Annotated in this window: 20 protein-coding genes; 5 read left to right on the plus strand and 15 right to left on the minus strand. The window is 49.3% G+C overall.

What is annotated here, in order from left to right:
- Position 1 precedes the first annotated feature (1 nt).
- The 10 genes from ACTJJJ_RS26800 to ACTJJJ_RS26845 form a co-directional block, all read right to left on the minus strand.
- Positions 2-1,156 (minus strand): FtsW/RodA/SpoVE family cell cycle protein, encoded by a 1,155-nt coding sequence (locus ACTJJJ_RS26800; protein ID WP_188938549.1) that lies wholly within the window; start codon positions 1,154-1,156, stop codon positions 2-4.
- 56 nt (positions 1,157-1,212) lie between these two features.
- Positions 1,213-2,556, minus strand: coding sequence for a UDP-N-acetylmuramoyl-L-alanine--D-glutamate ligase (gene murD, locus ACTJJJ_RS26805; RefSeq protein ID WP_440703567.1), 1,344 nt, complete (start codon positions 2,554-2,556; stop codon positions 1,213-1,215).
- A 152-nt stretch (positions 2,557-2,708) separates the two neighbouring features.
- Positions 2,709-3,038 (minus strand): large-conductance mechanosensitive channel protein MscL, encoded by a 330-nt coding sequence (gene mscL / locus ACTJJJ_RS26810; protein WP_188938550.1) that lies wholly within the window; start codon positions 3,036-3,038, stop codon positions 2,709-2,711.
- 25 nt (positions 3,039-3,063) lie between these two features.
- Positions 3,064-3,987 carry a DUF3078 domain-containing protein gene (locus ACTJJJ_RS26815; RefSeq protein ID WP_188938551.1) on the minus strand — a complete coding sequence of 308 codons (924 nt, stop codon included), beginning with the start codon at positions 3,985-3,987 and terminating at the stop codon, positions 3,064-3,066.
- 99 nt (positions 3,988-4,086) lie between these two features.
- Positions 4,087-4,686, minus strand: a complete 600-nt coding sequence (locus tag ACTJJJ_RS26820) for an RNA polymerase sigma factor (RefSeq protein ID WP_440703568.1) — start codon at positions 4,684-4,686, stop codon at positions 4,087-4,089.
- A 134-nt stretch (positions 4,687-4,820) separates the two neighbouring features.
- Positions 4,821-5,657 (minus strand): translation elongation factor Ts, encoded by an 837-nt coding sequence (gene tsf, locus ACTJJJ_RS26825; RefSeq protein WP_188938553.1) that lies wholly within the window; start codon positions 5,655-5,657, stop codon positions 4,821-4,823.
- Positions 5,658-5,775: 118 nt separating this feature from the next.
- A complete protein-coding gene (gene rpsB / locus ACTJJJ_RS26830; protein WP_188938554.1) occupies positions 5,776-6,591 on the minus strand; it encodes a 30S ribosomal protein S2 in 816 nt (271 codons plus the stop codon).
- Between the two features lie 83 nt (positions 6,592-6,674).
- Positions 6,675-7,061, minus strand: coding sequence for a 30S ribosomal protein S9 (gene rpsI, locus ACTJJJ_RS26835; RefSeq protein WP_015812950.1), 387 nt, complete (start codon positions 7,059-7,061; stop codon positions 6,675-6,677).
- Between the two features lie 3 nt (positions 7,062-7,064).
- Positions 7,065-7,508, minus strand: a complete 444-nt coding sequence (rplM, locus tag ACTJJJ_RS26840) for a 50S ribosomal protein L13 (RefSeq protein WP_188938821.1) — start codon at positions 7,506-7,508, stop codon at positions 7,065-7,067.
- A 127-nt stretch (positions 7,509-7,635) separates the two neighbouring features.
- Complete coding sequence (locus ACTJJJ_RS26845) at positions 7,636-8,337, minus strand: hypothetical protein (protein WP_440703569.1); 702 nt, start codon at positions 8,335-8,337, stop codon at positions 7,636-7,638.
- Between the two features lie 66 nt (positions 8,338-8,403).
- Here ACTJJJ_RS26845 and ACTJJJ_RS26850 point away from each other — a divergent pair, with 66 nt between their 5' ends.
- The 4 genes from ACTJJJ_RS26850 (at position 8,404) to ACTJJJ_RS26865 (ending at position 11,680) form a co-directional block, all read left to right on the plus strand.
- On the plus strand, positions 8,404-9,108 hold the full coding sequence (locus ACTJJJ_RS26850) for a 3-keto-disaccharide hydrolase (RefSeq protein WP_440703570.1): 705 nt from the start codon (positions 8,404-8,406) through the stop codon (positions 9,106-9,108).
- 53 nt (positions 9,109-9,161) lie between these two features.
- Positions 9,162-9,965: a Rossmann-like and DUF2520 domain-containing protein gene (locus ACTJJJ_RS26855; protein ID WP_188938557.1), complete on the plus strand. Its 804-nt coding sequence runs from the start codon at positions 9,162-9,164 to the stop codon at positions 9,963-9,965.
- A 64-nt stretch (positions 9,966-10,029) separates the two neighbouring features.
- On the plus strand, positions 10,030-10,551 hold the full coding sequence (locus ACTJJJ_RS26860; RefSeq protein ID WP_426292272.1) for a KdsC family phosphatase: 522 nt from the start codon (positions 10,030-10,032) through the stop codon (positions 10,549-10,551).
- Positions 10,544-11,680, plus strand: a complete 1,137-nt coding sequence (locus tag ACTJJJ_RS26865) for an acyltransferase family protein (RefSeq protein ID WP_440703571.1) — start codon at positions 10,544-10,546, stop codon at positions 11,678-11,680. Before ACTJJJ_RS26860 ends, ACTJJJ_RS26865 begins: the two co-directional genes overlap by 8 nt.
- On the opposite strand, the gene ACTJJJ_RS26870 is transcribed toward ACTJJJ_RS26865, so the two are convergent.
- Positions 11,681-12,508: a polysaccharide deacetylase family protein gene (locus ACTJJJ_RS26870; protein WP_440703572.1), complete on the minus strand. Its 828-nt coding sequence runs from the start codon at positions 12,506-12,508 to the stop codon at positions 11,681-11,683.
- A 44-nt stretch (positions 12,509-12,552) separates the two neighbouring features.
- Here ACTJJJ_RS26870 and ACTJJJ_RS26875 point away from each other — a divergent pair, with 44 nt between their 5' ends.
- Positions 12,553-13,773, plus strand: coding sequence for a metallophosphoesterase family protein (locus tag ACTJJJ_RS26875; protein ID WP_440703573.1), 1,221 nt, complete (start codon positions 12,553-12,555; stop codon positions 13,771-13,773).
- An 86-nt stretch (positions 13,774-13,859) separates the two neighbouring features.
- On the opposite strand, the gene ACTJJJ_RS26880 is transcribed toward ACTJJJ_RS26875, so the two are convergent.
- The 4 genes from ACTJJJ_RS26880 to ACTJJJ_RS26895 all read right to left on the minus strand — a co-directional run bounded on the left by ACTJJJ_RS26880 (position 13,860) and on the right by ACTJJJ_RS26895 (position 19,042).
- Positions 13,860-14,246, minus strand: coding sequence for a TraR/DksA family transcriptional regulator (locus ACTJJJ_RS26880; protein ID WP_188938823.1), 387 nt, complete (start codon positions 14,244-14,246; stop codon positions 13,860-13,862).
- 190 nt (positions 14,247-14,436) lie between these two features.
- Entirely contained in the window at positions 14,437-15,417 is a 981-nt protein-coding gene (locus ACTJJJ_RS26885; RefSeq protein ID WP_188938561.1) for a pyruvate dehydrogenase complex E1 component subunit beta, read from the minus strand.
- A 207-nt stretch (positions 15,418-15,624) separates the two neighbouring features.
- Positions 15,625-16,500: a transglutaminase family protein gene (locus tag ACTJJJ_RS26890; protein WP_188938562.1), complete on the minus strand. Its 876-nt coding sequence runs from the start codon at positions 16,498-16,500 to the stop codon at positions 15,625-15,627.
- On the minus strand, positions 16,490-19,042 hold the full coding sequence (locus ACTJJJ_RS26895) for a circularly permuted type 2 ATP-grasp protein (RefSeq protein ID WP_440703574.1): 2,553 nt from the start codon (positions 19,040-19,042) through the stop codon (positions 16,490-16,492). Before ACTJJJ_RS26895 ends, ACTJJJ_RS26890 begins: the two co-directional genes overlap by 11 nt.
- Positions 19,043-19,062 lie beyond the last annotated feature (20 nt).

Genomic DNA, 19,062 nt, shown 5'->3' on the forward strand with positions numbered 1-19,062 from the left:
GTTAAATGCGTTTTTCCTCGACGATCTCGCCCCGGCTCACGCTGAGGATCATGCCCATTGCAATGCCCGTGAAAAGCAGCGACGTTCCACCCTGACTGAAAAACGGCAGCGTTTGCCCCGTTACCGGCACCAGGCCGACAGTCACGGCCATAGCCGAAAACGCCTGGCTCACCACTATGAATGTCAGTCCCGCCGAAAGCAGCCCTCCGAAGGGTCGCTTAGTCGCCTCGATGGCTTTTAGCCCACGGTATAAGAGGATCAGATACAGGACGATCAACGCAGTACCGCCTAGTGTTCCGTACTCTTCCACGGCCACGGCGAAAATGAAGTCTTTCTGAGGTTCGGGCAGGAAACGGCGCTGGCGGCTTTTGGAAACACCTTCTCCATACAACCCGCCGCGGGCCATAGCCATGTAGGATTGCTGGGATTGGTAAACCACGACATCCTTATCAAAAAAGGTCGAAATCCGGCTCTGCGCCGTTCCAGACCGCTGGGTAGAGTTCAGCAAAATGGCGATGGTCGCGAAAAATACCAGACCCAGGGCCGTAAATGCGAGGTAGTGCAGCGGAACTTTGCCTACGAACATCAGTAAAAAGCAAATGCCTGCCAGCATGACCGCCGTCGAGACATTGCTTACGAAAATCAACCCGCATACGACGCCCACGAGTGCGAGCGGCTCCATGAAAAGCTCACGGGTATTCCAACCGCCTTTGATATGCCTCGCCAAAATCAGCGATAAATGTGCCACCAATGCGACCTTGGCCCACTCCGAAGGCTGGAAGCGCTGCCCGATCACGGGGATCTCGATCCAGCGCGCCGCGTCGTTCACCGAAGTCCCGAAAAACATCGTGAATATCAACAGCAGGATAGAGCTCCACACGGCGAGCCGCGTCACATACACGAATTTGATGTACGGCACGCGGTGCACAAAGTACATTACCGCGAGTGAAAGCACGCAAAGCAATGCATGTTTGTAAAGGTAATATTCGGTATTGCCGTCCATCTGGCTGTAAGCGTCCTTCACCGAGGCGCTATACACCACCACGATGCTCCACATCAGCATGATAATGCATATCCCCCATATCCAGGGGTCGCCTTTCAGATTTTTGCTAAACCATGCCTGGGTATCTTCCCTTGTCTTGTTCAGGAAATCCATATCGTTTGCCGGCTAATGATTTGTTGTCAAGAATAGTCAGTGGTTGTCAGGGATGGTTATTGAACAAGGTTTCTGACAGCAGCTTTGAATTGATCGCCCCGGTCCTCGTAGTTTTTGAACAAATCAAAACTAGCGCAGGCTGGTGAAAGCAAAACGATGTCCCCGGGCACGCCCCAATCTCTCCCTTTGTTAACAGCATCCTGGACGTCCTCGGTGACATATATTTGCGGCACTTTGCCGGAAAAGTAGGTTTCAAGTTTCGCCGGATCTTTTCCCAGCACTATCAGCCCCTTCACTTTATCCCTAACCAGTTCTTCAATCTGCGAATAATCGTTCCCTTTATCCACACCGCCGGCGATCAGGATCACCGGCTGATCGAAGCTTCCCAACGCGTAGAAAACAGAATCCACATTGGTAGCTTTGGAATCGTTGATATAGGTTACGCCACCGATCACTTCCACCTGTTCTAGCCGGTGGGGCGCGTTGGTGAACGATTTCAGGCCTTCGCTGATCTTTCCGACATCGATACCGAGCAATTGTGCCACTGAAATTGCAGCCAGAGCGTTAATCGCATTATGCGGGCCCTTGATCGGCAACTCGCTGAACGCCTGCCTAAATGCGTGTCCATTAATGCTTGAAATCAGCTGCCCGTTTTCGAGATACGAACCTGATTCCAATGTACCTCCCAACGATACCTCCACCTTTCCAACAGCCGGGTTTCTCTTATCGAGCTCCTTTTCAATTACTTCACTTTCTTTGTAATAAATGAAATGATCAGCGGCAGTCTGGTTACGGATAATATTGAACTTGGAATTCACATAATTCTGGAAATCATACCCATAACGATCGAGGTGATCAGGAGTGATATTCAGGAGAACGGAAATATACGGATGGAAATCGATGATATTGTCGAGCTGAAAACTACTGATTTCCAGCACGTAATAATCAAAATACTTTTCTGCGACGGCCCAGGCGAAACTATCGCCGATATTGCCTGCCAGACCCACATTCAAACCTGCCGTTTTCAACAAGTGGTAAGTGAGCAGTGTCGTGGTCGTTTTACCGTTGCTGCCGGTAATAGCTATCAGCTTCGCGTCCGTGTAACGCGAGGCAAACTCTATTTCAGAGATCACCGGAATGCCCTTTTCCTTTAAAGCGACGATTAGAGGCACCTTGTCGGGAATACCCGGGCTTTTCACCACAAGGTCACTTTGGAGGATGCGCTCTTCCGAATGCTGCCCCTGTTCAAATGGAATACTTTTACTGTTCAGAATGTCTGCGTACTTCTGATGCAACTGGCCCTTATCCGATAAAAAAACTTCAAAACCTTTGGATTTTGCAAGAATAGCAGCTCCTGCGCCACTTTCCCCGCCACCCAAAATCGTCACCTTTTTTTGCACAAGAATCGAATTAAACGTTGAACAATCTGCAATAACCACGAAGGTAAATCTTTTGCCGAAAACTTTTTTTAATGCCCTCCCAATAACATGGATAAAAAAAGAGGCACAGGAAATATGCCTCTCGAATACTATTTATGATCTTTAAACTAGTTCTACTCTTTCTTCAACGATTCCGATAATCTCAATCTGTTAGCCATTTTCACGATCAGGAATATTACCCAGGCAATGAGCAGGAATTGGATGAGAGTCTGGATAAAGTTACCGTATCTGATCGCTACTTCCGGTGTTTCCCCGACAGCTTCTTTCAGTACCACCTTAAGTTGCGTAAAATCTACTCCGCCAAGGATCAGGCCGAGAATCGGGTTGATAATGTCCTCCACCAGCGAAGTAGTGATTTTCCCGAATGCCGCACCTATGACGACACCGACAGCGAGGTCCAACACGTTGCCCTGGGCGATGAATGTTTTGAATTCCTTTAACATAACAAGATGAGGTTAGTTGATTAGATTAAAAAGCAAACAAAAAGCCTATGCTGAGGGCCTGAGCAAACTGGATCTTATTGCTCTGGTCTTCGTCGTAAACCATGATGGCGCCGAGGTTAACGTTGACATATTTATTGATTTTCGCAGTCAGCTGGGCGTCAAGGCGGTTATCTATATTCAAAGGGTGTTTGAAGCTCGAAAACATCAGGTAACGGAATTTAAGGTTCACGTCTTTCGCGATATCCTTGTCGAAATTGGCTACCAGCTGGATCAGCGCCGCTTCCGTCCGCACACGCTTGCCAATGGGCACGCCATAATTTTTTTGGTCGGGCGTATTTACGTACAGATCCTTATCGACAACGATCGTCTGGCGTAATGCGCCGGGTGCAAGGTCTATAAAGAAGTAGGGAACAGGGCGGTATTCGATACCGATTGCCTCGGTCAGGTAAGCCGGCGAAAGGATACCCGACACTTTCCGCTTGACGTCACTGGTATCAGAATATTCATAACCACTACCGAACTGCGACAGGAAGTTCACATTCGCAAAAAGACTCCATTTGCTCGTCAGTTCACGGTTATATTTAGTATCGAAGAAAATCCGGTCAACATTCTTGCGGCTTTGCTGGCCCTTGTTACGGACGATACCGTACTGGCCCTGGAAGTCATTTCTCCACGAGTTCTTGCCCACCTTCTTTTCACTTAATGCATTCAGGAAAAGGCCCAATGCGATCGAGTTCACCCCACCACCCGTCCAGTTCGAACTGAACGAACCCTGGTTCAGGTTAGCCCCGAATTCGATCTTGCGCCAGGCAGTATCTTTGGCGGCTTTCAGCCTGCCGGAGGCGATCGAATTGGAAAGGTCGACCTTATTTTGAGAAGCGGCCGGGAATGTCAAAAATGCGAGTAAAATTAGAGCAATAAAGGAAGTTCGTTGAAGTAGTTGATTCATAGTCAATGTATTTAGTGGGACCATACTCATTAAATTTTCATCTTTTTAGGGCTGACAAATGAGGAGGTAGCGGTCAAAGTAAAGCAATTTCTCACGCTTTCAAAAAAAATTGCCCCTATCCGAAAGTTTATGGTACCACTTCCCAAGCTTCCTGCGCGACCGCAGCAGCCGCATTTTAACCGCACTTTCGGTCGTCCGGAAAATACCCGCGATGTCGCGGATACTGCGATCGTCGAGGTAGCGGAGATAGACCATCGCCTTGTCTTCGAGATCAAGCAGGTCCAGTGCCTCTTTCAGGATTGTCAGGTTGACGTCTTCCTCAAAAAGCCCTTGAAGGCATATTTCGGCCTTCTCACCCCGGTCGGGCGACTCTCCATGGACGAGTGTGATCTTGCGCTTGCTTACGCGCGCGAGATCCATGCAGTGGTTATGGGTAATGGTAAAAAGCCAGGTGGAAAATTTAGAACCGGTCTTGAACGTGCCCATTTTATGGATCAGTTTAAGAAAGACATCGTGCGTAATGTCTTCGGCCCGGGTGGCGTCTCTTGTAAGTGTGACGCATTTTTGGTAAACCTTCACGGCATAGCGCTCATAAAGCTTCTGAAAATGACGATTGTCCTTCGATTCAAGGAAAAGTCTAACTAATTCTTCGTCTGTCGAATTATGCTCCTGATACGGAGCGTTCCGTATTTCAACCATTCTGCCTTGATGAAAGCCGCCGATAGCGTGTGCTGAAAATTAAATTGCATTTAACTTTCTGTAAATATGAAAAAAAACGCCTGGTGTCCAAATTAGATACCAGGCGTTGTCAATATATTTTGTTGCTAAAAGGCTTATCCGCCGATCGCTACACGTTTGAATGTAGTTACTGTCAAACCTTTTGAAGTTTTTTCAAGCAGCTGACGGATAGTCAGTGAGGAATCCTTTACAAACTCCTGGTTCAGCAGGGTGCTGTCTTTGTAAAACTTCTGAAGTTTACCCTGAGCAATTTTCTCAAGCATTGCTTCTGGTTTGCCTTCTGCACGTGCCTGCTCTTTACCCACTTCGATCTCGCGCTCGATAGTAGCGGCGTCGATACCGTCTTTATCCAAAGCAACCGGCTTCATCGCGGCAATCTGCATGGCTACGTCTTTACCAAGGTCAGCAACATCCGTTCCGTTTACACCACCGAATGCTACCAATACGCCTAATTTACCGTTTGAGTGGATGTAAGGCACAACTTTATCCGCTGAAACGTTTTCGTAAGCGCTGATTTCCAGTTTCTCTCCCAATTTACCAGTAAGCTCAATCATGTGCTCCGATACAGGGCGGCCGTCAGCCAAAGGTGCAGCCAGAAGCGCGTCTTTGTCTGCGATATTATCCGCTACTGCTTTTTCAAGGATAGACTGCGCAAGGTTTTTGAAATCTTCCACGTTCGATACAGGCTCAGTTTCACAAGCCAGCGCAACGAGTTTACCGTTGGTACCATCTTCGCTGATGTTGATCAGAACGGTTCCTTCTGATACGGCGTTGTCGGCACGTTTTGCAGCAACTTTCTGTCCTTGTTTACGGAGAATATCAACGGCTTTGTCGAAATCGCCATCTGCTTCCTGCAGGGCTTTTTTACAATCCATCATGCCCGCGCCGGTCATTTGGCGGAGTTTGTTTACATCTTGTGCGGTAATTGCCATGATCGTGAATAAGTATTTTTGTATTAATATTTAAAAAAATGTAGCCCATAGCAAGAGGCTATGGGCTACTCTGTATGTTCAACTATGAGCAGTTAGAAACTGCACCATATTGCCCTTTTTACTCTTCGTCGCTTTCAGCAGCCTCTACGCTGGCAACTTCGGCGCGAGGCGCTGCCTCTTCACCTTTGTCAGCCGCACGTTTCGCTTCTTCTTCCTCAACCAGGCGCTGATCGTCTTTATCTTGTTTGCGTTCCATCAAACCTTCTTCGATAGCTTTACCGATCGCCAGTGTTACCAACGAGATCGCTTTGTAAGCATCGTCGTTCGATGGGATTGGGAAGTCAACCAATTCAGGGTTTGAGTTGGTATCGCAGATCGCAAAAATGGGGATGTTCAATCTTTTTGCTTCTGCAACCGCAATGTGCTCGCGTTTTACATCAACGATGAAAAGTGCTGCTGGAAGGCGAGTAAGGTCCGCTACACCACCTAGTACTCTTTCCAGTTTGTCCTTTTCACGTGTAAGCATCAGGCGTTCTCTTTTCGCAATATTGCTAACCGTGGCTTCGTCTTTCAGCATCTTCTCGAGAGTCTGCATTTTTTTCAAAGACTTGCGAATCGTGCCAAAGTTTGTAAGCATACCACCCAACCAGCGGTCAGTTACGTAAGGCATTTTAAGGCGTTTCGCCTCTTCCGTTACGATTTCCTGAGCTTGTTTTTTAGTAGCAACAAACATGATCTTACGTCCTGAACGAACGATCTGTTTCAGCGCAGCTTCCGCTTCGTTGAGGCAGCTCAAAGTTTTGTTCAGGTCAATGATGTGGATCCCGTTCTTCTCCATGAAGATATATGGAGCCATCCGTGGATCCCACTTGCGGGTAAGGTGACCAAAGTGGACACCTGCATCCAATAGTTCTTTATATTCTATTTGTGCCATTGCCGAATTTGATTAAAAAATATTTTTAGACTTGTTACGCAGCACGAAGCATCGGGCACGATAAGCAACGTCTGGACGAAATATTAACGTTTCGAGAACTGGAATCTTCTGCGTGCCTTAGCGCGTCCGTATTTCTTACGCTCAACCATACGTGGGTCGCGGGTAAGGAATCCTTCTTTTTTCAATGCGCCACGGAATTCGCCGTTGTATTGAACCAGTGCACGTGAAACCGCCATACGGATAGCTTCCGCCTGGCCTGAGATTCCACCACCTCTAACGTTTACTTTAATATCGTAACCATTTCCTCCGCTGATCGTAGCGAAAGGCTGCTGAAGAACGATCTGGTGTACTTCAAATGGAAAATATTCTTTGTAGTCACGGCCGTTTACCTTGATATCTCCTTTACCTGGTGTCAGGTAAATACGAGCAACGGCTGTTTTTCTTCTACCTATTGTGTTGATCACTTCCATGAATTACAATTGGATTTGCTTTGGTTGCTGTGCGCTGTGCGGGTGTTCTGCGGCAGCGTAAACAAACAGGTTTGTAAATAAACGACGTCCCAAACGGTTCTTTGGAAGCATGCCTTTTACGGCTTTCTCGATCACACGCTCTGGGTGTTTTTCGAGCAACTCGCGAGGAGTCTGAAAACGTTGACCTCCTGGGTAGCCAGTGTGACGAACATAAACCTTGTCCGACATCTTCTTACCTGTCAACTTGATCTTATCGGCGTTGATAACAATTACGTTATCTCCACAATCCACATGAGGAGTGTAGCTTGCTTTGTGTTTGCCTCTGATAATTTTAGCAACTTCGCTGGCCAAACGACCAAGAATTGCATTTTCAGCATCCACAACAATCCACTCCTTGTTTACTGTGTTTTTGTTCGCCGAGATGGTTTTGTAGCTTAACGTATCCACGATTAACAAAAAAATTAAATTGATTTTCAATTATTTACACTGTAACAAGACAGTCCCATCGCAAAATGGGAGTGCAAATATAGAGTTTAACAAATTGAATTACAAGTATGTTTGAGAAATTCATTTGTTAATCCTCTACTGCAAAGGCCAATGCGATGTACGGAATGCCGTAAACTTTGGACACATGTCGCTGGTTGTTATCGAGGTAAACATTGAAATCGTCGATTTTCCTGGTCGTATAGGTAACCCGTCCGTAAGTGTAACCAACCTTCACCCCGACCCTCCGGCTGGCCTTGAAACGCACGAAAGCCTCCGATTGCCCGCTGTTCCTCCGGAGCGCGAGCGGTAATGCATTGAATACCGTTGGCCTGCTGGCTAACCATTGGTTGTAGTACGGCTTGCCGGTGCCGTTCGTGGGGATGTTCTTTTCATAGTAGCCGTGCCGCTTGGAGCCAAAGGTCAAACCCAGCAAGTCGGTATTAGCGCCGATATCCAGCTTCCAGAAACTCACATTGACGCCCGCCAGAAAGCTTATCCCGTTGATCGACACATCGCGGTATTCCAGGTAATCTTCAATTCCGGCAACGCGTTTGGTGTCCAGATTGGTCCGACCCGCATAATAGCCCCATGCCCTGAAACCAAGCCCCAGCCGGAGCCACGGAAGTTTTTGCGGCCCTACCTCCTCGTGATACATTACAGAAGGGGCCCACGAATTGCTACCCAGGCCTAAACCGACATCCACACCTCCTGCAACTGACGAGGCGTATTGAGCGTGTGTGAAAGTGGCATTCAGTAATAAAATGGTAATCACTCCTTTTAAAATTTTCATTGCTGAACCCCTAGTTAGATGATGAATGCTACAATAATAACTGATGCCGGCAACAAATCGCGCCTTATGCGTTTACAAGTGGCTATTTTGGTCCTTTATGCATTATTTAACGGTCGGTTATATGCCCAGAGCAATGATCATCTCGCATTTGTGCCTCTATTCAACGGAAAAAACCTGAACGGCTGGGTCGACGTCAATACATCCAAAGAAACCTGGAAAGTCAAAAACGGCACATTGATCTGCTCGGGCAAGCCCATCGGTGTGATGCGCTCCGACAAGCAGTACGAAAACTTCATCCTCGAAGTGGAATGGAAACATATGGAAGCCGGCGGCAATTCCGGCGTATTTATATGGAGTGAAGGCACTCCCCAGGAACACGACCCGCTCACGAAGGCCATCGAAGTGCAAATGCTGGAACTAGACTATGCCCCCCAGCATAACGCCACCGACGACTACGTCCACGGCGAGCTGTTCCCGACCATGGGCATGACGGCCATCCCCGACAATCCGCGCGGCATTCGCAGCAAGTCCCTCGAAAAGCGCTGCAAAGGCAAAGGCGAATGGAACAAATATGTGGTTGTGGCCGTGGACGGCACCGTAAAACTCTCTGTCAACGGCAAATTCGTCAACGGCCTGCGCGCCTCCGAGCGCAAGAAAGGCTACATCTGCCTCGAAGCCGAAGGCGCCGAGATCCATTTCAGAAACATGCGCATTATGGAGCTACCGGGCGGCATTACAACGCCGGAGCAGGTCGCGCCCGTGGTGCACTGATTTGGGAAGTTGCCTTTCTACGAATATCTTGTTGAAGATTTCAATCTTTTGGTATGAAAATCTCCTTCATTGGCGCTGGTAACGTGGCCTGGCACTTGGCGCAGGCGTTTGAGGATGCGGGGCATTGGATCTGCGAGGTGTACAGCCGCGATACGCAGAAGGCGCGTCAGCTGGCTTCGTCGTTGTATGATACTAATATCCAGCCCGATCTCAATTTCTCGGAAAGCGAAGCCGAAGTGATCGTGATCGCGGTGACGGACGATGCTATCGAGAGTGTGATCCAACGCATTGTGCTGCCCGAGGGCGTGATCCTCGTGCACACGTCGGGTACGCGGTCGCTCGCTGAATTTCAGAAACTTGTGGAGATTTACAGCGACGTATATGTCCACACGGGCGTCTTCTACCCGTTGCAGACTTTTACAAAGGATGTTGAAATGGATTACAGCGAGTTGCCGTTCTGCATCGAGTCGCGCAATGAGCTCATTGAAGCCAAATTAACGCAACTTGCTTCGAGCGTGAGCAATAACGTAACGCGAATGGACTCCGACGAGCGCTTCATTCTGCACGTAGCTGCGGTTTTTGCGAGCAATTTCACGAATTACATGCTCACAATCTCCCACGACCTCCTCGACCGCGAACAGCTCAATTTCGATCTGCTGAAACCGCTCATTCAAACAACGATCGACAAAGCCCTGCTTTCCGACGACCCTTCCATCGGGCAAACCGGCCCGGCCCGGCGCGGCGACTGGAAAACCACGGCACGCCACCTCGAATATTTGCAGGAAACCAACGAGGATTATACGGAAATCTACCGCCTGCTCACCGACAAAATCCGCAATCTCTACATTTCAAAATAATAAGAAGCCTCACTGTCGCGAAAAAAGTTAGGCTATATTTGCAGGATTCACAATTCGGCTATTCATGGATTCGACTCTTACGGAACGTTTCAAGCGCATTACCACCTTCATTTTTGATATCGACGGCGTCATGACCGACGGCAGCGTCATCGCCCTCGAAACCGGCGAGCAACCCCGCATTTTCAACGTACGCGACGGCTATGGCATCAACCGGGCGGTCAGAATGGGTTATCGTGTGGCTATCATCTCCGCCCAGAGCCAGGTAGGTGTCCGTAAACGGCTCGAATACCTCGGCGTAACTGATATTTTCATCGGCACCTCACCGGATGGCAAATTGCCCGTTTTCAAAAAATACCTCGCAGAAACCGGTCTGACAGAAGATGAAATCGTATTTATGGGTGACGACCTTCCCGACTACGAGGTGATGCGTACAAGCGTAATGGGCGCATGCCCGGCCGATTCCGCCGATGAAATCCTGGCTATCGCCGACTATATTTCTCCCAAAAACGGAGGCCGCGGCGCCGTTCGCGACCTGATAGAGCAGGTTATGAAGGTGCAGGGGAAATGGATGGCCTGGTTTGAATAAAAAGCTGGTGGTGGACAAGAAAAAGCGCTATTTCCCAAATCTGAACGGTATCCGTGCTATTGCGGCGACGCTGGTGGTATTTCACCACCTCGAACAAGCCAAGCATGCGTTGGGCATTGCCAATATATATGATATACCCATTATACAGCATGCAGGAAGGCTTGGTGTAGGGCTGTTCTTTGTACTGAGTGGATTCCTGATCACCTATTTGCTCCTCGAAGAACGTGGACGGTTCGGCGATGTCGATGCGAAAAAGTTTTACCTGCGCCGCGTATTCCGCATCTGGCCTGTTTACTTTCTCATTATCGGATTATCCTTTTTGGTGTTCCCGCACATCGCCATATTCGATTATCCCGGAATTGAGGAACAGCTGACGGTAGACCTGCCGGAAAGGCTCGCCCTGCTCCTGCTCGTTTTACCCAATTTTGCATTCGTGCTCTACGACCTGCCTTACTGGTGCGCACAAACATGGTCAATCGGCGTAGAGGAGCAGTTTTATTACCTCTGGCCCTGGTTGATCAAGTATCCCAAAAAACGCATACCCATCCTGCTGTTTTTCCTTCTATTGACGGCAGGGCTGCTTTACGTAGGACTCGAAATCGTCGATCCGTCGGAAGAAACCCGAAAATCAATGATCTCCACTTTCCTCGGGCAGTTCCGCATTCAAACAATGGCGCTGGGAGGTTTTTGCGCATGGCTGGTTTACAAGGATAAAACCCGGATCCTGAACTTCGTTTTCAGGAAAGACATTCAAATAGCCGCTTACGCGATCCTGCTCGCATTGTTCTTTTCAGGCGTGCATTTCTTCGCATTCCTTGAAGTATACGCCCTGTTCTTCGCCTTCTTCGTGCTGAATGTTTCGTGTAATCCGAATACGATCGTGAACCTGGGTCACCCGGCAATGGACCATTTGGGTAAGGTTACCTATGGCCTATACCTGTACCACGTCGCAGTGATTGTCGTGATCATCAATCTCTTCGAAATGTACGCGCCCGGCTGGCGTGACGCCGGTTATCAGGTAGTGCTTTATATTTTGAGCTTTATCGGCTCGGTGGCAGTGGCCACTTTTTCCTACAACTACATTGAAAAACCGCTTCTTGCCTACAAGGACCGTAAATTCGGACGTTGATTAACGGGTTTTCGGCAGCTCCGACATCGTGTAGAATTTCAATCCCTGCTTGTGGGCCTCGCGTAAAACCGCAGCCAGAAAGCTTACATTGAAACCATACTTACCATTCTGAGGAGCGCTGTATAAAGGTTCATGCCCAAAAACCATCACTGCCGTGCCATTCTCTTTTGCTTCCTGAATAGCCTCGGCAACTTCTTCCCCCGTCACCTCGTCGTAATCGATCATTAACGCATCCACTTGCTGCGCCCCATCGAACGGGTAGTAAATCGCATTCATCCATCGCGGAGGCCATGCGTAGAATTGAAAGCCTTTATATTTCCTTCTCGAAATGGCTACATCACGTAAAACCGTAAAGCCCTTCGCCAAAAGCACTGAATCAACACGATCATTATGGTTCCCGCCCGGGTGCGCGTACGATGTGGGTTTAAAACCCGCCGCGTTCATATGCCGCAGGCCCGTTTCGAGCTCGGCTTCGATATATCCTTTCGGTCCGCCGGCAGCCATTAATTCGGTAGATTTGGCATGAACGGTTCCGTGGAAACCGATTTCGTGGCCTTCTTTTTCCAACTGTTTCAACATCGATACTTCTTCTGCATTCAGGCTGTCGGGACACGTGATGAAGAAAGTCGCTTTTGCATTGTATTTATGGAACAATGGCCGGAGCTCGTACCATTCTTTGATAAAGTGGTCGTCGAATGAAATGGCAATGCCGCCCGCGCCTGGCTTGCCGGAAGGGCTGCCGCAGCCCCACAATGCCGTCGCTACAACTGCCAGCAGCAACCAAAGCAAGCCGTTCAATGCCTTCAAAGAGGTTTTAATGTATTTCAAAACTTCGGAAATGATCTGTTATTTTCGCTAAATTAACGACACGAATGAAAATACTGCACACGGCCGACTGGCATATCGGCAAAAAGCTCGATAACTTTTCCCGCCTCGACGAACAGCGACTGGTACTCGAAGAAATCTGCGAAATAGCGGAGCGCGAGCAGGTCGACGCGATCGTCGTTGCCGGTGACCTCTTCGACAACTTCAACCCGTCGTCGGAAGCAACCGAGCTTTTGTACAGTACATTGCACCGGTTGTCGGCCAACGGCATCCGCGCAGTCATCGCCATCGCTGGCAACCACGATTCCCCCGAGCGCATTCAGGTACCCGACGCGCTCGCCAAGGTTTGCGGCATTCTGTTCGTCGGATTTCCAAATACCGAAGTCAAGCCATTTTGCACGCAAGGTCAGGTGGATATTATCAAAACCGCGCCGGGTTTCCTAGAAATCAGCCTTCCTAATGCCCCCTTCCCTCTGCGCGTGCTGCACACGCCCTACGCAAACGAGCAACGTCTGAAAACATTCCTCGGCGTCGAGGAATCGGAAGAAGCATTGCGCGTGCATTTACAGCAGCATTGGCAAACGCTCGCAGATCAATACCTCGATGAGAGAGGTTTTAACCTGCTTGCCACGCATTTATTCGTCATGCAAAAAGGCGGCCCGATACCCGAAGAGCCTGACGACGAGCGGCCGATACTGCATATTGGCGGCGCCCAGGCCATTTACACCGAAAACTTCCCGAAACAGGTGCATTACATTGCATTAGGCCATTTGCATCGCTTTCATCAGGTCGATAAGTTACCGGCGCCGGCTGTCTATTCCAGCAGCCCATTAGCGTACAGTTTTTCAGAAGCCAATCAAACCAAATATGTGATCCTGATCGAAGCGGAGGCTGGGAAGCTAGTCGGCTACAAGCCTATTGAATTGTTGAAAGGCAAAAAGCTGCGCCGTAAAAGCTTTCATAGCATTGATGAAGCAATCGAATGGCTCGGTGAACATTCGGAAGATTTGATCGAACTGACCATCATTTCAGACAATTACCTCGAAGCCTCCGACAAAAAGCGGTTAATGGAAGCGCATTCGGGCATTGTTCAGATCATTCCGCAGATTAAGCGAAGCGAGGTGGCCGATACTTCTTCCGAAGTCGACCTCTCATTAAGCATGGAAAAGCTGTTTCAGGAGTATTTCAAATCTAAAAACAAAGGCCAGGAGCCCTCCGAAGGATTAATGGAGGTTTTTCGGGAAGTACTGGGCAGCGAAGCGGAATAAAAGGCCACGCTGTGGCCGCTTTTAAACAAGAGAGGCTACCCCATTCTGGAATAACCTCTCTTGCGTTCTATTTTTGGTTTGAAGAATCAGCTCGCTCTTCTCAGTTTCGCTTCAATAGTTTGCTGTGTGTGTGGTACGATGCGCAGCCGCTCTTTCGGGATCAGTTTGCCGGTATCGATGCAAACGCCGTAGGTACCGTTTTTAATGCGGATCAGCGCATTTTCCAGCTGTACCGAGTATTTCTGGAGACGCGCGGCCAACTGGCTCAGGTTTTCGCGTTCACTCGCGTCCGCCCCGTCTTCCACTAATTTTGCCGCACCGGAAGTTACGTCCGTGCCGCTATCGTTTTTTTTACTTAAACCGGTTTTAATATATTCGAGCTCACTTCTTGTCGCTTCCAGCTTGCCGCGGATCAGTTCTTCAAACTCCCTTAATTCTTCCTCTGAATATCTTGTTCGTTCTTCTTGCATAATCTGAATTGATTTGTTAGTCTACATCAAGGAGCGTTCAAAGCACAAAAGTACTAGTATTCTGCCTATTTCGGAATAGTATTTAATTAATAACCACTTTCAAATGAGAAACTTACTAACACTGACATCAGGGGGTATAACCAACAAAGCCAAAACCTGGTTCGGTATTGGCTTTGCTGTGAATCTCTGAGGATTATTTATAAAGCACCGATTTCACGGCGTCCACCGTGCGCTTCACGTTTGGCAGAATTTCTTCTATCAGCGTCGGCGCATATGGAAGAGGCACATCGCGGCTCGTAACACGGATCACCGGCGCATCCATATAATCAAATGCATGGCGTTGAATATGGTAAGCGATTTCCGAAGAAATGGAAGCCAGTGGCCAGGCTTCTTCTACCACCACGCAGCGGTTGGTTTTCTTAACCGATTCGATCACGGCAGGGTAGTCGATCGGACGGACGGTGCGTAAATCCACTACTTCCACGTCGATACCTTCTTTTTCGAGTTGAAGCACCGCCGGCATTACCACGCGGGGGATCATTTTACCGAAAGAGACGATGGTTACGTCCTTACCCTGGCGTTTGATATCCGCTTTTCCAAGTGGAATGAGGTATTCTTCCTCGGGAACAGCCATTTTATCACCGTACATTACTTCCGATTCCATGAAGATCACCGGGTTGTTGTCGCGGATAGACGATTTCAGAAGGCCTTTCGCATCGTAAGGATTCGAAGGGACCACCACTTTCAGACCCGGCGTGTTGGCAAACCAGTTTTCGAAGTTCTGCGAGTGCTGCGCTCCGAGCTGACCTGCATTACCGGTCGGACCGCGGAAAACGATCGGGCAACCAAACTGGCCGCCTGACATCGAAAGAATCTTAGCCGCGCTGTTGATGATCTGGTCGATCGCCACCAGCGAGAAGTTGAATGTCATAAACTCCACGATAGGACGCAGGCCGTTTCCGGCAGCTCCCACCGCAATCCCCGCAAAGCCAAGCTCCGCGATAGGCGTATCGATCACGCGGTCGGGACCAAACTCATCGAGCATTCCCTGACTCGCCTTATAAGCACCGTTGTATTCCGCAACCTCTTCACCCATCAAAAAAATACTCTTGTCAAGGCGCATCTCTTCCGACATAGCGTCGCGAATGGCATCTCTAAATGCTATTTCTTTCATTCGTAATTCTGATAATTATTAATTCTTAGAAGAAACCACTGCAAGATCATTTCATCTGAACAGACCGACCTGCGCGGTTACATTAAAAGAGGTTTTGTACACTTATTTCAAAACGATCTGGTAAAATTATAGAACAACGGCCAATTCTCAAATTCTTTACCGGAACCATTCTCTTAAAAAACGCGGCAAATGTGGCCTAATTTTGCATTATACCGGGATCACGTCCACTTCTACCGAAAGCGTGTGTTTTCCGTAACTGAAAATAATGCCTTTCAGCGGTGGCACGTCGCTGTAATCCCGGCCCCAGGCTGTCACAATATGCCGCTCACCCGGGACGACATTGTTTGTGGGGTCAAAATCGCACCAGCCGTAATCGGGTATAAAAACCGAGATCCACGCGTGCGAAGCATCGGAGCCCTGCAACTTGGGTTTGCCCGGAGGCGGAAGCGTTTCCAGATACCCGCTCACATAGCGCGCCGCGAAACCGAAACTGCGGATACAGGCGATGGCCAGATGTGAAAAATCCTGGCAAACGCCCTTTTTAGCAGCCAATACTTCCTTAATCGGCGTGTTCACCGTCGTAAAATCCGGCATAAACTTAAACTCCCTGTAAATCTTCGCACAAAGCCGGGCAATGCAATCGTACAAAGGCGCTTCATCATCGAAGCAATCGCCGGCATATGCCCTGATTTCCGCGTCCCACTTCACCAGGGGGCTGGGTAACGTGTATTCCAAAAAGGAAACTTTCATTGCACGATCACTCGTGAGTCGCTCCCTCGCTTCCCTGCTCGTTACCGACGACGGAATGAAGAGCGAGCCCGTACGTTCCTTCAAACGCTCTACGATCGCGGTCGTCAGCACGGTAAGCGTTTTGTGCGGCGAATGCAGGGAAAAATAATGCGTGGTATTGCCATAAAAATCGACGCGCTCGCAGATCTGCGCCGGTTCCGGGGTTATTTTAATGCTAAAATCCTGACAAAGCTGATCGGGCAGCATGCGCGGCGTGAGGCACACCAGGCTATGGTAGTTGTTCACGGCCTCGGCATATTTATATTCCGTCTTATGGATCAGCTTATACTTCATCCGTATCGTAGTCCATCGGTTCAAAAGAGTGGTGTATCAGTGTATGGCTGAAATACTGGTTGGTCAGGTAAATCGACACCGCACTAATCAGCCGCGCCACTTCGGAAAGCAGGCTGAAAAGCTCCGCACGCTCATCGCTGTCATTGCACCTGGTCAGATCCTGTATATTCGAGAGCTTTATCAACGTCGATGCTTTCAAAGCGAGCTTTTCGGCCTCATTTAATCGCTCACCGCGTGTCGTAGTGGGCAATGCGGCCAGGTTTTTAGCCAGCTCATCGAGCATGTAAGCCAGCGAATACGGCAGCCGTGTTTCAAGCAAAATCATATCCAGCATCGCCTCCACACTCAAATGCGATTTGTAGATCTGCCGGTAATTCACCAGCATGTGATTGTTGATCAGCGTAGCTTCGATCAGCTCATTTTCCACGGCAGCCGAACGTCCGACGCCAAAATTGGACTGGATCACACTCACACGAGACAATATCCTTTCAATCAGTTTTCCCGTTTCCAGCAGCAGATAGCTGTTATCCCGCGGCATGCTCTCCGCTATCACGCCCAGGAACGTAAACATATTATTAAACAACCCGTCGAGCGTCCGCTGGATGTTGGTACTGTTCATATGCGATGCATTCCGGATCTCATGGTAACCGTTGTCGATCAAATCAACGATCCGCCATATTTCAAGCTCCCACTGGTTCCGTACCGCGCCTACGGCATTCAGAAACGAGCCGATATTGGAAGCGATCGACCCAGGGCGATAGTTGTCGGAAATCAACGCGATAATCTCCTTATAAGGATCGTTCAGCTTTTCATCGCCGTCTAAAAACCCGGGATAGGCAGACGAAACGTGCGTAAGCGACTGTAAAAGCACCTTGATATGTTCCTGTTTCGCCGACCCGCCGAAGTTACGATCTAGATTAAGGACATTGATGGTAATATTCATGAACTTGATCACCGCCATTGCCCGCTCACAATAGCGACCGACCCAAAACAGGTTTTCGGCACTCCGACTCGGAAGCGAAACATGCTTATTGACAGCGGCAGGTGTATTGAGGACGACCCTTTCCTGTGGTTCGTCGGATTTGTCGGAAACGATCCAGGTATCTTTGGAGAAACCGCCCTGCTGGTTGGAGATCACAAACCGGTCTTTCACCGCCGAACTGCGCGTGAGCCCGCCCTGCATGACGTGGTAGCCACTTTCATCCGCCACCAAAAATGCCCGCAAAGCGGCATACCGCGGCTCGATCACGCCGTCGATCAATGAGGGAGTGGTTGAAAGACTTACCTCCTGCTGCGCGATAAAATCATGCGGTCGCTGGGTAATCATCGCTATCAGCTCCGCTTTCTTCGCATTTGAAAGTGTGCGTCCGTAAACAGAGCTGAATTTCGATTTTCGGTTAGCCTTTTTAATGATCAGCTCATCGATATTATCGAGTACGTAGGCCAGTTCTTTCTGATGCCCGCACCACCAGGTGGCGACATTTGGCATAAGCAGCTTTTCCCCAAGAAAGTATTGGCATATATTCTCCATAAATGCCAGAAAAGCATGGTTTTCCAGTACTCCCGAGCCCGGCGGGTTCATAACCTGGACATTACCGAGGCGGATCGCCTGCAAAAGGCCGGGCACGCCCAGGCGGGAATCTTCGCGCAATTCCAGCGGATCGCACCAGTCGTCGTCGACACGCCGCACGATGACATCGACTTTTTGTAAACCGTCAATGGATTTCAACCATACACTTCCATTGCGTACGAGCAGATCGTCTCCCTGAGCAAGCGTATAACCCAGGTATGAGGCCAGGTAGGCGTGTTCGAAATAGGCCTCATTGCCCGGTCCGGGTGTGAGGTAAACGATATTGGGGGCGTCGCGGCTTTTATCGGAAAGCCTCAGAACGGTGTTTTGAATGCTATTAAAAAAAGGTGAGAGCTTACTCACATACATGCCGTCGGCCAGCTCGGGCAGCAGTTTGCTCATCACAATGCGGTTTTCGAGCGTATAACCCGATCCCGACGGTGCCTGCGTGCGGCTGTCTAGCACCCACATCTGGCCGTCGGGTCCGCGTGCCATGTCGGCTGCGAACAATGTCAGCTGTCGTGGACCAGGGACTTTGATATCAATGCAGGGGCGTAAAAATCCTGTGTTTTCAAAAACAAGTTCAGCGGGGATAACGGCATCTTTTACCAGATTCCGCGGCCCGTAAAGATCCTTTAAAACCAGATCCAGCAAATGCGCCCGTTGCTGCAACCCTTTCGAGATCCGGTCCCATTCGCGGTGTTCGATCAGGAACGGGATCGGGTCGAGCTGCCAGGGGCGGTTCATGCCATCGGGACTGCCGTAGACATTGTAAGTCACGCCATTCTCGCGCAACTTGCTGATAATCTCCTGATTCCGGCTTTTGAGTTCTGTAATGCCCAATTTTTCCAACGTGGCAAACAGCGCCCGCCAGTAAGGCTTCAACTTTCCGTCAGTATCCAGCACCTCATCGTAAGAAGTCAGTCCGGCTTGGTAGGATTGCAACAGGTTCACGGAAGCCTCGGTAAGCATATTCAAGATCAGGGTTATAC

Origin of the sequence: Dyadobacter sp. 22481 (assembly GCF_052044875.1) — a bacterium.
GTDB lineage: Bacteria > Bacteroidota > Bacteroidia > Cytophagales > Spirosomataceae > Dyadobacter > Dyadobacter endophyticus.